The sequence below is a fragment of the Thalassoroseus sp. genome, assembly GCF_984380535.1.
In genome coordinates, this window is the sequence record NZ_CFHRBF010000005.1 from 361,068 (window position 1) to 375,502 (window position 14,435).

General features: G+C 54.8%; 6 protein-coding genes. 2 read left to right on the forward strand and 4 right to left on the reverse strand.

The genetic code is table 11. The features are described from left to right. Window positions 1–52 precede the first annotated feature (52 nt). The 3 genes from AC5DDB_RS09095 to AC5DDB_RS09105 form a co-directional block, all read right to left on the reverse strand. A complete protein-coding gene (locus tag AC5DDB_RS09095) occupies window positions 53–6,451 on the reverse strand; it encodes a hypothetical protein (protein ID WP_491739397.1) in 6,399 nt (2,132 codons plus the stop codon). Between the two features lie 195 nt (window positions 6,452–6,646). Next, complete coding sequence (locus AC5DDB_RS09100; protein ID WP_491739398.1) at window positions 6,647–7,108, reverse strand: YiiD C-terminal domain-containing protein; 462 nt, start codon at window positions 7,106–7,108, stop codon at window positions 6,647–6,649. 159 nt (window positions 7,109–7,267) lie between these two features. Next, window positions 7,268–8,659: a tetratricopeptide repeat protein gene (locus AC5DDB_RS09105; protein WP_491739399.1), complete on the reverse strand. Its 1,392-nt coding sequence runs from the start codon at window positions 8,657–8,659 to the stop codon at window positions 7,268–7,270. A gap of 601 nt (window positions 8,660–9,260) precedes the next feature. Here AC5DDB_RS09105 and AC5DDB_RS09110 point away from each other — a divergent pair. Both AC5DDB_RS09110 and AC5DDB_RS09115 read left to right on the forward strand, forming a co-directional pair. Further along, on the forward strand, window positions 9,261–11,885 hold the full coding sequence (locus tag AC5DDB_RS09110) for a DUF1592 domain-containing protein (RefSeq protein WP_491739400.1): 2,625 nt from the start codon (window positions 9,261–9,263) through the stop codon (window positions 11,883–11,885). A gap of 47 nt (window positions 11,886–11,932) precedes the next feature. Then, window positions 11,933–13,333: a DUF1552 domain-containing protein gene (locus tag AC5DDB_RS09115; RefSeq protein WP_491739401.1), complete on the forward strand. Its 1,401-nt coding sequence runs from the start codon at window positions 11,933–11,935 to the stop codon at window positions 13,331–13,333. Window positions 13,334–13,388: 55 nt separating this feature from the next. Here the strand turns inward: AC5DDB_RS09115 and AC5DDB_RS09120 are convergent, their stop codons facing one another. Further along, window positions 13,389–14,429 carry an agmatine deiminase family protein gene (locus tag AC5DDB_RS09120; protein WP_491739402.1) on the reverse strand — a complete coding sequence of 347 codons (1,041 nt, stop codon included), beginning with the start codon at window positions 14,427–14,429 and terminating at the stop codon, window positions 13,389–13,391. Window positions 14,430–14,435: the final 6 nt, after the last annotated feature.

Genomic DNA, 14,435 nt, shown 5'->3' on the forward strand with positions numbered 1-14,435 from the left:
GAGACGCTGTTCTTACATCATCACATCAGACCTCATCACATCATCGTCTTCCTTATCGTTGCGGTGGTTTCGCTTCACGTACGATCGCGCCGTGTTCGTCGCTGAGGATTAGTAGGGCGAATTGGGTGACGTTTTCGACTTCGTTCGTGCTTAGCGAGACGTAATCGAATCGGCCCCGCAGATCGGTGTAGCCGTCTTTGTAGAACTCGATACGACCGTCTTTCTTCCGGGCGTAAACTTTGACGTAGACCGTCGGTTCCGGTTGGCCGCCCTTCGCCTGACGCACAAGCAGTTGGCCGTAGTTCTCGCTGGTCGTGACGGACAGCGAATTCGCGTAATACGGTTTCGAAGTGGTTTGTCCGCCGCCGACGAGTTGCACCAACACGTTTCGTGATCGCAAATCTTCGGGCAACTCGAAGGAGGTTTGCGAACCGTTCTCGGGCAGATTCACCGTCATCGTTTGATTCGGCTTGATGAACCCAAACCGTTCGGTCCCCGCTTGCACGAACGGGTTGCGACTGAACAGCAACTCGACATCCATCAGATAGAAGTTCACCTGAATTTCCTTCAGGTTTTGATAATCCACCGCAACGGTTTCGCCTTCGACGCGGAAGTCAAAACTTGCATCCGTTGCTGCCAATTTCGTTTGTTGTTGATCGCGGTTTTTCGGATCGGCCAGTTGCACATCGCCACCGGTGATCTCGTTAATCTGTTGCGAGACGGCAACGAACGCATTCCGCCAACGGTCAACCGGGTGGTTCTCATGTTTCCGCGCCAGTGCGGCGGCCCGATCGGTTTCACGTTGATACATCCCCAGATACGCAGCGAAGTAATCGTATTGCAACCGCGTTTCCAGATTGTTCGGCTGCACCTCGCTGAAGAACGCAAGTGCCTCGCCAATGCGATCTTGCAGAAGCAGATAGTACGTGACCGCCATCCTTTGTTCATCGGAGAGTTTGTGGTGGTAACTGAGGATCGTCAGGAACTCATGATAGTGGGTATGGAACCGATCGTTCAGAATTTCGCGATCCGCTCCCAGTCGATGCGTGCGAGCATTGACCAACGGACGGTAATCACGGTGCTGGTAAACATGACGTTGTACCGGATCGATCGTCACCAACTCGCTATCAAGGAAGTCGCCACATTGATTCAGAAAGCCTTCGGCATGGGCGAGGAACTCGCGAATCGAGTCGGTATCGTTGTGCAACACTGCATACGCCCACAGCGTGTGGTCGTAAACATGTCGTCGTGCCAGCAGTTCCGTGACTTGCTCGAAAAACGCTTTGTCTTTCATGCGGAATGCGATGGCATCGAGATCGAGTTCTCGCAAATTGTGCGTATTGAGGAAGTCGAGCACCTCGTCGTTGCTGCCCAATTGGGAGATGTAAACCCACGACTCGCGATCGATTTTCGACGGTTCCGAAACCACGTGGAATGACATCGCGTCTGCATGGGCCAATGTTTGCCCGCCTTCAGCCACGTGAGCGGCGTAGTGCGGGAAGTCACCGGCGAGCGGGAAGTAGAAGTGGTATTCCAATTTGTGCGTGTGGAACGGTTCCAAGTCGATGGGAAGACTCTTCAAAAACTGACTGCCGCCCACCGGAAACGCACCCACGGGAACTTGCGTGAGCACGCGAAGTTTCTGGCGGGTGCTGGTCGGGTTGGTGACGACAATCTGACATCCATAAATCGCGTGCGTCAGGAATTCGTCGGTCACGTATTTGTCGGACTTTTCGCCATTCTGGGTTTGGTAGCGGTCATCCAAACGGAAGACGTTCTGACTGATCAGCACCGGCGTCGGGCCGTCGACAATTCCCGCGGCTTCAATTTCCTCATGAAACACAATCATCGATCCGCCTGGCGTGAGCGTCATCTTGTCGTCAGCGAGTTCGACATTGTGTTCTTTGGCTTCGAATGGCAAATCCAATACAGCGAGTGCGAGCAACATTTCATGAATGTTGCTCGCGGATTTGGTGAGGTGCTCGGAGAAGAACGGCGTTTGGTGATCGTGAGCGGCGAAGTCGGCCCAGAAATCATTCACCGGGACGACATCGGCGTCGTGATCGGCCATCGGAAGATGCCAATAGTTGTTCTCGATCCATTCTTTCGTCTTATCGAGTTTGCGGAACAACTGTCTCGCGGTCGCCCGCCGACCGAGTCGATCTTGGATGCCATCCATATCGTGCTCGCCAAGGGCGGACCAATTTTGGTTGTAATCACTGAACTCGGCGTCCATTTCCTCCGCCATTTCTCGCCCCGAGTAACGGCGTTTGCGGGTGTCCAATGACCGGGATTTCGCTTCGGACTTTTTGTCTTTCGACAAGGACTCGCCCCCGACCATTCCGCCGAATCCGCCACCGCCGCCAACTCCGCCCATCGGCCCGTTGAAATCGGAAGTCGCCGACTGCGGTTCCATAATGGCACCTAGCATGGCTTCGTTTTCCATCAGCTGTTCTTGGCGGAGTTCCAAACTCAGCTTTTCTTGGAAACCGAATCGATCGGAAGTGCTCAGTGCGGTCCCGTTGATCGCGGTTTGGAAGAGTTGGTCATCACGAACGGGGTTCGGCGGTTGCAATGCGAGCAGGTCGTTCAAATCGCGAATGGTGAACGGTCGCTCGGCTTCGATCCGCGAGGCCAGCAATGCCCGCTCGGCCGCATTGAGACGGTTGTATTCCCAAGGCGAAAGGAACCGCGTGAGATTCGCTTCGAGAAGATAGTAGTCGAGGAACGTCTTGTCTTTCTTGTTCTGCAAGTACGGAACGACCACCTTGCGGAAGAACTCTGGGTCTTTCTGGGCGATGAAGAAACTCACCTCGTGACTGGCGAACTCGGAGTACTTCTCGCGTTTTTCTTCGTCGGTCAATGCCGGCCAGTTGAGCAGGAAGCGGAACTTCGCCAACTCAGGATTTTGCGTCAAAGCCATATAAAGACCGTACACGCTCGACAAACTGTCGTACGCTTCGAACCGTGCGGTTTGCAAGTGGTTGAGTTGGAACTTCTCACCCGCTGACAACACACTGATTTTCTTTTGCAACGCGAAGTGCTTGTCGGCATCGAGACTTTCGGCCAACCGCAAATCGCGGAAGCGACGTTGTGATTCCGGTAGCGTGGCCAACCGCGATGCGACTGCTTGCGGATCGACCGCGATGACTTGCAAATACGAGTGCGGTCCGATGTCTTTGCGATCGATCGTGACCAATCCATTCTCATCCGGCACCAAGTTGAACAGCATCACCGATTGGTCGGCGAGGAAATCGAGATTCGAGTAATCCGTGTTGCTGGCTGACGGAGCGGGAGCGGTTTGGGGAGCGGCCATCATGCCGGAATCATCCAGGGCAGCGGGCGCAAATTCGTCGCCTCTCTGGGCCGCCTGCTGACCGGTCTCCGTTTCCCGCACCGCCCACGGATTCAGCAAGACACTCGGGCGTTCCAGCATGTTGCCGGGGAACTTCGGTGCGTACTGTCGATCGAGAATATACCGGTACTCATCCCCGATATTGCGACCCTCCACATACGCCGACAACGCGTTTGGACGCGTCATCAATTGAGGACCCGCGTGCGTCAATTGCGCGAATTCTTGAAACGCCGACCATACCGGACGATACCGCGTTGCCACCACATGCACACGGGTGGCGTTGCGAGCGTTGCGAAGTTTGACGTGGAGTTTGTCGTTATCACCAACAAGCTCGGCGATCTGCAACGGGCGTGGAGAAACGACTTCCAAATACCGTTCATCACCCAGAATGTAACTGTCTTTGTAATCCCCTTCGGTCAGCCGAATTCGCACATGCTGTCCGGTGCGTTTCAGATACAAATCGTAATCGCCCGGGGGCAAATCATCGGTGCGAAGCAACCCGTCTTCGAGTTTCAGGGCATCGAAGTGGTCTTCCACGAAGGTGCCGCCACGCACTTCGAGCAGCGACACATCCTCGCGAGAAAGCTCCTTCGGTGTGGGCATCAAAGGCACTTCCACAGGCACACCGGCGATGCCATGCGTATGGGTGAATTGCGTGTGTTCGTCGTGACGAAGGGTCCAAGTCGTCGAGACTTCATTCGGCCCTACCGCCTTCACCCACGCGATGCCGGGTAATCGACCAAGCCCAATTCGACCGGCGGCATTCGTTTGCAAGGTCAGTTGCACGGGACGAGTGAAATCACGGTGTTTGATCTCGAACCGTACCGGCCGGTCCGCCAATGGTTCGCCGGTACGACCGAGCAAATTGACGAAATACTCGCCACTAAACTCGGCGAGGAACAAGTCACTAATTTTGTCCTCGCGGTCGATTTGGTTGATCTCGAACGATCGCGACGCACTAACGGTCGTGTCGTTCCCTTGGCTAAGGTTTTCGACGGTGCCTTGGAGTGTGAATTGCAATTTCGACAGTCGATCGGGCACGTTGAAATCGACAACCGATTCGGTTTTCATCGAGAGTTTCAGCGACTCGCCCGAGAAGCGTTGCGTTGCGGTGACGCCGTCGAGGTCTGTCGAGACGATCGTCAAACTAGCGTTCTTTAGAAGTTCCAACGGCGCAACGACCGATTGCACGAGCAACTGCGGTCGGATAGCCACACGCGTCTGACGGTTTTTCAACAACGCTTCACGGTCGACGAAAAAGCCCGCCTGAAGGGTGTAGTTCTCCTGTTGATGCGGGAACCGTGTGAGTGAGCAGAACCCGTCGGCACACAGAACGATCGGCTGCTGTTTTGCGTTAGCAGTGAACGGGACGGTGATGTGGTGATCTTTGTCGGCGATGTATTTCTGACCGCCAAGCCACAGTTCCGCCTTCGGCACGATTTCGTTTTTCGAGTCGAGCACTGTGAACACATGCCCGGACACATCGGTGTGCATCACGAAATGTAATCGCCCCTTCCGAATCACCGCTCGACTGCTGCGTCCGTTGCCGATGAAGTCAATTACGTACACCCCGCGTTTGTCGAGGGCGGGAAATTCGAAGTGTCGTTTCACACGGCGAACGGGTGGTTCGTTGTAGGATTGCGTTTGTTCGGAGTTCGGGACGAGCCCGTCGAGATTGATATCCGTGTCGACTTCCCGTTGCGTTTGTCGATACCACGTCAGGGTGTTGATCTCGTAAACTTTGATCAACAAATTCCGCACGTTCTTGACGGACACATCCAGACTGACCGGGTCGTCCGGGGCGAACTCGTCGGGATTCGTCGGAGCAAAATCCAGATCGACGCGATCTTTCAGGGCTCGATATTCCTCCGGTGATAGCAACGATGCCCACTTTTCCGGGTCGCCGAGTCCGTTGACGATTTTCGTTTCCGCGAGCAACTTCCGCAGGTACACATCACTCACATATTGGGCATAGGGTTTGATGTCTGTCTCTTTGAGAAAGAAGATCGACAAGTATTCCCGCACGAGTTGTTCGTCGTTGTGGATCGGCGGGAATAGCGTCACGCCTTGGAAGTTCGCACCCAGGTTCGCATGCCAACTGCGTTGCTCGGGGGAGCGGAGATAATCGACGTTCATGTACCCGATTTCGCGGGGCAACGCGAGGTAGGTCATGAATCGCGGTTTGTCGATAACACCATGCTGGAGGTCGTACTTCAGTCGATGATACAGCACATGAGCCTTCAGCGAATTGTACCGCGGCTCCAATGTGGAAACGAACTTCCACAAACGCTCGAGATACGCAAGACGTTCTTTGTCGTTGTGTCGCCAATCGACATCGTCGGACGGTCGCAATTTCTGTAGGTAGACGTTGACGAAGTTCTGTTGATTTCGCAGATCGGGTTTCTTGTCCAGTAACTCATCGAGTTGAGCCAAGAGCAGTCGCTTGTGGATCTCCAAATAGCCGAATCCGCCGCTGTGTTTGGTCCCCAAGTCGGCGATGATGTGATCGACGAGGTTTTTGTAGTCGGGGCGTTCGATGCGTTGCAGCAGATCCCAGCGTTCGTCTTCGTCGAGCTTGCGGTCGATGACCCAATCGAGTGCGCCGGTTTCGAAACCTTGAAGATTATTGTGTTGAGAGAGTGCCTGCTGCGTGAGCGTTTCCCGCGAAATTTGCTGAGCATCGAGCGTGGTCGGCAAGTTGGGTTTCTCGCCGAGTCGTTGTCGCTGATGGTTCAGTCGCAGGTTGAGTTCCCGCTTGAGATAGTCCAACGAGTTTTGCGGCGTGCGTTGGTAGGTGAGCAACGCTTGGCGGTGTTCGATCTCGCGGACCCGTTGCGTGCGGCCATGACGTTTGATCCACGGCGTCAGGAGATCGCCAACTTTGTCGAACTGTTCGGTGTGCTGGTATTGGAGGGCGTGAAAGTAATAGTAATCTTCGGTGCCGGGGATCAACTGGGCGAGGGCCTGCTCGCGGTTCTTCGCTAGGGCAAAATCTTCAATGAAACCGATTTTCGCCGCGTCCGCCTGGGGCATCGGGCCTCCTCCACCGAATACAAGACTTCCGACCACCAAGCCAATCAATCCGAACCGCCGCATGGGAACGCTCCTGTAGTAAATTCCAGCAGACCGCCGAATGAGACGACGTCCGTCGGCAAAAGTTCCGTGAATTCGGATCATCGAATGAAGATTACGAATGGTCAACCGTCGCGTAGGGCAACGGACTAGAGACCAGCGGCCAGAGCCGGAAAAATATCCGGGACCGGAAGCCGTCTTTCTATCCGGGCACTTGCCTTATGTCCGCAGCATGGCGACGAACGTGCCATCTTGCTCGGCGAGTGTTTCGTCATCGATTTGAATGACGGACGTGAGTCGCAATCGGGCTTTGCCACGGGCTTCGAGAGTGCGGAAGAACTTTCGCCAGGCATCGGTTTCAACCGGCTGCACGGTGACAAGGAAATCACTCAGGATCGGCTTGAGGTATTTCGTGGTGCTTTCTTGCACCACCAGCGTTGGGCGAAGTCCGTGCATCCGACAATTGTGATGCAATAATCCCCAACCGGCCATAATCCCCGCTGCCGAGATACTTCCGCCGAAGACGGAATCTCGATGATTGATATTCGGGGCCAACGGCACGAACAATTCGATCCCAGTCTCCGAAACCGCCCGGACCTCGAACCCCATCGCCTGAGACAACGGAATATGTTCGGCAATGTAGTTAGTGAGGAATTCCGCGTCTGTTTCGTGCTGTTGCATGTTCGTTCGAGTTGAGGACGAGGGGCGAAAGGTTCAGAACGTTGGGAAACGTTCCGATCTTACGCAGTTTCGGACATCCCAGATCAGGAGTTCTTGCGAGACCCTGCACAGGCAGTTCTCTTCGGCCCCTGATCATAGGCCTGTGGTCTTTTGCTCGAACTAACTGTTGCCGCGGAGAAGTTGTTTGAGCTTTTCGTTGGCTTGGCGGCCGGCTCTGGTGTTGGGCCACTTGTTCACGATGAGTTGCAATCGTTGCTTGATTTCGCTGCGAGGCATATCGGATCGGCTTTTGATCTGCTCGAAAGCGTTGTAAGCAAGTTCTTCGGGGTCCGATTCTTTGCCGCGTTCGCGGAAGTTGCCGTGCTCGATGTCGTTCAACAGTCGCCGTGCTTTTCGTGCCGCCCGGGTCGTGGGGTATTGTCGCATGACATCTTGAAGATGCCGCCGGGCTTGGGTCGGCGTCATGTCACCAGAACGGATTTCATTGAGCACTTTCTCAGCGAGATCTTCGTCACTGGCACGTTCGGATGCATCCTCCCAGCCGACGGTACTCGTTCCACGAACTTGTCCCCATTCTCCATCGTCATCATTGTCGTCGTCAAAACCCTCAGGGGCTTGCGGAGCAAAGCCAAACTCGCTGGCATCGGGAACGGTTCCCGTTCCGGGGCGACGTTCCGGTTCACTCGGGGCACTCGGTCGACCGGCGGAATGCTGAAGACGAATGGATTCCGAAATCCCCGGCTCATTCGGCGAAAAATCCGCCATTTCAGCGAACTGGCTGCCCTTCGGCACGTTCGCGAAAGGATCATGTGATTCGGCTCGTGCCGGTGGCATCGCGGGTGGTGGAGGTGCTTGGGGTGAAACTGCAGCCGGTTGTGGCATCGGCGGCAACTTGATTTCCGGAATGTTGATCTCCGGCATCGCGTCGGATTCTTGCACCCAATTCGTGATCGCATCGGCGGCTTGAATCACCTCGGCGAAGGTGATTTTGCGACTATTCACCACACCCGGCTTGAATCCCACGATGATGTTCAACGGTCCGCTGACCATAACGCCGTACCGCATCGACATCGAGAACACCACCAACCAGGCACCCACGAACAGCAACAACATGCCCAAGTAAATCAGATGGCTGAAAAACGATGCACCCAGGAACAAACCGGGAACGCCAACGACAAACGTCAGCACTGCGTAAACAAGATAAATCAGCGAACGATTGGCGTAGGCTGTCACGCCGAGGTTGCGTGTGATCGGCATGACCGCCATCGATTTGCCCATGAGACTGTCCGATTCCAGGCGGACTTCCGTGGAATCCACAGTCAGACGGGCACGAGCGTGTTTGCCGATCGTCATCAAGACCAACCCCCAGAATCCACCGCGACGGCCGGTCAATTCCAGCACGCCATCGGGGCCGTTGGGAGTTTGAAACACTTCGACAATCAACGCCTCGTCTTGACGTCCGAAGGGCGTAAGCCGGGAAATCAATTCACCGACCAATCCGAGAACAACCTGAAATGCCAGTAAGGCACCAATGAGTTCAAGTGGAGACATGTCGAATTACAATCTTATTCCGAACATCGGAATGGCCCTTGATCGATGTTCTTCCACGAATGTTCCGACAGGGCCCGACCGACAAAAGCAAACCAAAACGTCAAAGAATCCCATCCAGTATGCTAGTAAACCAAATTTGGTGCGAGTCTGAACAGCAAAAACCCAGTTTCAACCGGGAGTTTCCCTATTCGCAGCCGAGTAACCGGATTTTTCCGGGAATTCTACCGATCAGATCACCGAACTAATCCATAAGAGGCGATGAATTTGACAAGTTTCTCGCTCGATCGTATCAACATTCATCGATTTCCTTTACTTTCATAGGAAGTTTTGTCTAGAATTCAAAATAGATAACTGCCGAAATTCCATCCTTCCGTTGGCTCATGCTCACAAAGACGAGAGCACTGAATCTCGCTGACGGATGACCGATAAAACCTGCCACGTTCGTCTTGTGGCCCCCGTTGTCACCTTGCCAACCAAGAGGGGGTTTTCAATCTTGACTGTTGATCTCATCCGAGTCCGGTGCCGATCTTGCGGCGTAAAGTTCAAAGTCCAAGGACGTTACGCCGGAAAGCAGGGGACCTGTCCGAATAAACAGTGTGGGATGAAGTTTACCGTCCCAACCCCGCCAGCGGTTCAGAATCTGCTACCGCCACCAGCTCCGAAGAGGCCGAGCCGTCCGCCGCAACGTGTTGCTGCAAAAGAGATTCGGTCAAAAATTTCCTCGCGGGTTGCTCCGTTGGCGTCGAGAACGCCGATTCCACCTGCCGTTCGCAAACGATTGGCACCCCCCAAGAAAACTCGTTCAAAGCAACGCAGTTGGCTTTGGCATGGTCTTCTAGGCGTCACGGGTGCGATGGCTCTCGCGGTCGTCTTGATTTTGGTCCGCAATTTCTCGGGTGTGCCCCAGTCACAAACGGCTGCAGCCGCTCCTGTCGAGAACACCGAACAAAATCGGCAACCCGCGGAATCTCCCGCTACGGAAGCGTTATTCCAGAAAGACGTGCGTCCGTTCCTCGAAAAATACTGTTTCGACTGTCATGCGAATGGGGTGGAAGAGGGTGGACTAGCCTTCGATGACGATACTTCCGCCGAGAAAATTGACGAACATCGCAAAGACTACGAAAAAGCCCTGCGGATGATCTCTGCGGAGGCCATGCCGCCAGGTGATCACTACGCTCAACCCACCGCGAAGGAACGGGAACAAGTCCTGCGTTGGCTGGATGATCGGTTGTTCTTTGTCGACTGCACATTGCCGCCGGATCCTGGTCGTGTCACGATTCGACGACTAAATCGGGCAGAGTATGACAATACCATCCGAGATTTGCTCGGCGTTGATTTTCATCCGGCGAAGGATTTTCCGTCTGATGAAGTCGGCTATGGATTCGACAACATCGGCGATGTGCTTTCACTGCCCCCGCTTTTGTTCGAAAAGTACATCGAAGCCGCCGAGGAAGTTGCCAGTCGGGCGATCATTGGCGACCCGTTCTCGCAAGTCGATCGTCGTGTGTCCGGAAAAGATTTGCAGCTCGAAGGCAGTGCCGCCCTCCGGGACCGCGGTTTCGCTTGGATGGCATCCACGGGGTCAGTTGCAGCGAATCTCAAAATTCCGGTCACCAGCGATTACATCGTCAAAGTCGAAGCGATGGCCCAACAAGCTGGTAACGAGAAAGCCAAACTCGAATTGCGAATCGATGGTGAAGCCGTTCACACGTTCGATGTGCAAAAGAACATGAAGTCCGAAACACTCGAGTACTCCGTTCGTCTCAAAGACGGGCAACGGAAAATCGAGGCGGCCTTCATCAATGACTATTACAACGCGAAAGCCAAAGACCGCAATCAACGCGACCGCAACGCAGCGGTCCGATCGATTACCGTCGTTGGGCCGCAGAGTTTCGAATCGGAACTCTTGCCAGAGTCGCATCAGCAAATCGTGTTTACCCGTCCTGGCAAAGACGAGTCTCCCGACCGTGCCAGTGAGGAAATCCTACGAAAGTTCTTGCCACGTGCGTTTCGTCGCCCGGTCAGTGATGAGGAAGTCGAACGCTTCCAAGAACTTGTGAAACTGGCGATCAAACGGGGCGACTCGTTTGAACAAGGAATTCAACTGGCTGTTTCGGCGGCATTGGTCTCGCCACACTTCCTGTTCCGTGTGGAAAGTGACGCGCGACCGGCTGAGACGGCATCGATTCAATACATCGAAGAATACGATCTGGCGTCGCGACTGAGCTACTTCCTCTGGAGCAGTATGCCCGACGAGGAGTTATTCCAACTGGCATCAGCCGGGAAACTTCATGAGCCGGACGTGCTTCGGAAGCAAGTTCGCCGGATGCTTGCAGACGAAAAATCGCAATCCATTGTCGATAACTTCGCGATGCAATGGTTGAACTTGCGATTACTCGAAGAAATGGAACCCGATCCGAAACTCTTCCCGCAGTTCAACGAGGAACTTCGGCAGGACTTGCAAACCGAGACCCGCAAGTTCTTCGAAACGATTATGCGGGAAGATCGCAGCGTGCTGGAATTCCTCGACGGAGACTTCACCTTCGTCAACGAACGACTCGCGAAACTTTACGGAATTGGTGGCATCAAAGGTGACGAGTTCCAGAAAGTGTCACTTGCGGGTCTGCCGCGTCGCGGTGTCCTGACGCAGGGGAGCATTCTCACGTTGACCAGCAATCCCACGCGAACGAGTCCAGTGAAGCGGGGGAAATGGGTCATGGAGAATATCCTCGGCACGCCGCCGCCACCGGCTCCGCCAGACGTACCCGAACTGGAAGAAACACTCGCCAAAGCACCGGAAGGGGCTTCATTGCGAGATCAATTGGAACTTCACCGCAAGGACCCGGCCTGTGCCTCGTGTCACCGTGTGATGGACGCAATCGGCTTCGGCTTCGAAAACTTCGATGCCGTCGGCCAATGGCGGGATAAAGACGATGGGGTCAAGATCGACGCATCCGCCGAACTCAAGGGCAGCGGTTCGTTCAATGGCCCTGTCGAGTTGGTCAAAATCCTGAAAACCCGCGATGAGGATTTTCGTCGTTCGTTAGCCGAGAAAATGTTGACCTACGCTCTTGGACGCGGGGTTGAATATTACGATCGTTGTGCGATTGATGAGATTTGCAAGAAAATGAAATCCAATGGGGATCGGTTTTCCACGCTCATTACGGAAGTCGTACTGAGTGATCCGTTCCTCAAACGTCGTCATCAGCAAACCGAGACCAAGTAGAATTTTGTGGGGTGCGTCGTGACGCACCTTCAAACGACATTCTCGCAATGGTGCGTCACGACGCACTCTACGAAAGTCGGAAAGGGCGAATTATGGATACGAACAAGAATCACATCCCGCGTCGGACATTTCTCCGTGGTGCCGGAACAGCGATGGCGTTGCCATTGTTGGACATTATGTCGCCGCGAATGAGCTTGGTTCGCCCCGTGCAAGCGGCAGCGGCGGCAGCCAAACCGCCCGTGCGGATGGCGTTCATCTTCTTCGCCAACGGGGCCATTATGGATCAATGGCAAGTCGAAGGTGAGGGGCGAGACTACAAGTTTTCTCCGACACTCAAACCGCTTGCGGGTTTGAAAGACGATATCAATATCTTCTCCGGACTCACGCAGCACCACGGTCGGGCGAACGGCGACGGCGGAGGCGACCACGCACGCAACGCGTCGGTCTTCTTGACCGGCTGCCAAGCCTACAAGACCAACGGAGCCGACATCAAGCTCGGGATTTCGGTCGATCAAGCCGCCGCTGACGACATTGGCAAGTACACGCGGTTGCCGTCGATCGAGCTTGGTGTCGACCGCAGTCGTAACGCCGGTAATTGCGATTCGGGTTACAGTTGTGCCTATTCGTCGAACATCTCGTGGAAAACGCCGACCACGCCGATGGCGAAGGAAATCAACCCCCGGTTGGCCTTCGAACGGCTATTCGGCAATGGCGAAGACAAACAAAAGCAGGCCCGTCGCGATTTCTATCGGCAAAGCATTCTCGACTTGGTTTCCGAAGACGCGCGAAAACTGCAACAACGTCTTGGCCAGTCCGACCGTCGGAAAGTCGACGAGTATTTCACCAGCGTTCGTGAGTTGGAACTTCGGATTCAACAATCCGCCGTCACCGCCGCCGAAGTGCCGGACTACAACGTGCCCGAAGGCATTCCGAAGGAAACGGCGCAGCACATCAATTTGATGTACGACATCATGACGCTCGCCTTCCAAACCGACACGACCCGCATCGCGACCTTCATGTTGGCCAACGCCGGTTCGAACCGCACTTACCCGGAAGTCGGTGTGACCGACGGTCACCACTCGTTGTCGCACCACCGTAACGAGCGCAAGAAGATGGATCAGATCGCCAAGATCGATCTGTTCCTCACCGAACAGTATGCGAAGTTCCTCCAGAACCTCCGCAATATCCCTGAGGGTGAAGGCAACTTGCTCGACAACAGCATGATCCTCTTTGGAAGTGCAATCAGCGACGGTAATCGTCACGCTCACCACGATCTGCCCATCGTGTTGGCCGGACGTGGCGGCGGAACGATTGAAACCGGTCGTCACGTGGCTTATCCGAAAGAAACCCCGTTGAACAACTTGTTCCTCTCCATGCTCGATCGCGTGGGAGCCCAAGTTGAAAGCATCGGCGACAGCAAAGGCCGGTTGCAGGGTTTGGATAGCTAGATCGCTAACGTCACGTCAAATCTTGAAAGCCGTCGGTTCTCTCCGGCGGCTTTTTTCATGCTGGGATTTGTTGTGTCAGGCAGTGGAATGCACCGAGTCCCCATACCAGATCGGTGCAGTCGAGACCGACAATCTCGCGGTTCGGGAAACATTTTCCGAGCACATCCAACGCAACCGCATCCGCCGGGCAATTGTAGGTCGGCACTAACACTAGGCGATTCGCGATGTAGAAGTTCGCGTAGCTGGCCGGTAGTCGTTCGCCGTCGTATTCCACAGGGGAGGGCATCGGCAGTTCTATGACGTTCAGCGGTTTGCCGTCGAGCTGAAACGATTCCAACCGTCGCCGGTTTTCTTCGAGCGGCTGATAGTTCACATCGTTCGGGTTGCTTTCCACCACTGTCACAACGGTGTTCGGATTGACAAACCGCGTGAGATCGTCGATGTGGCCATCGGTGTCGTCGCCGACAATCCCGTCGCCCAACCACCACACTTCCGTCACACCGAAGAAGTCTTTCAGCGTTTGTTCGATCTCTCGTTTCGAGAACTGCGGGTTGCGGTTCGGATTGAGCAGACAGGATTCGGTCGTCAATAACACCGACTGTCCGTTGACATCGATCGAACCGCCTTCGAGCACTAATGGAATGGAAGTGCACGGAAGACCGAGTGCGTCTGCCATTTGGCTGGGGATTTGGTTATCGAGATCAAACGGCGGATACTTCTCGCCCCAGGCATTGTACTGCCAATCGAGGGCATGGCGGTCTCCGTCGGCGTTTTTGACGATGATCGCACCGTGATCGCGACACCAAGCATCGTTGGTCGAGAAGTGATGAAATAGAATCTCACCGCTCGCACCCGCTTCATCGAGATGTCGTCGCGCGTGCGACTCCATCTCGGCATCGGCGACGTTGATGTGCACCGGTTCGGAACGCGCCAGGTGCTTCACCATTTGAGCGTAGATCGGCGGAATCTTCTCGAATTTGCCGGGCCACGACTCTTCTTTGTGCGGCCACGAAACCCACGTGGCGGCGTGCGGCTCCCACTCGGCCGGCATCCGAAAACCATGTTGGCTGAACGTTCCCGAATTGATCGGTTTCATAAAGGG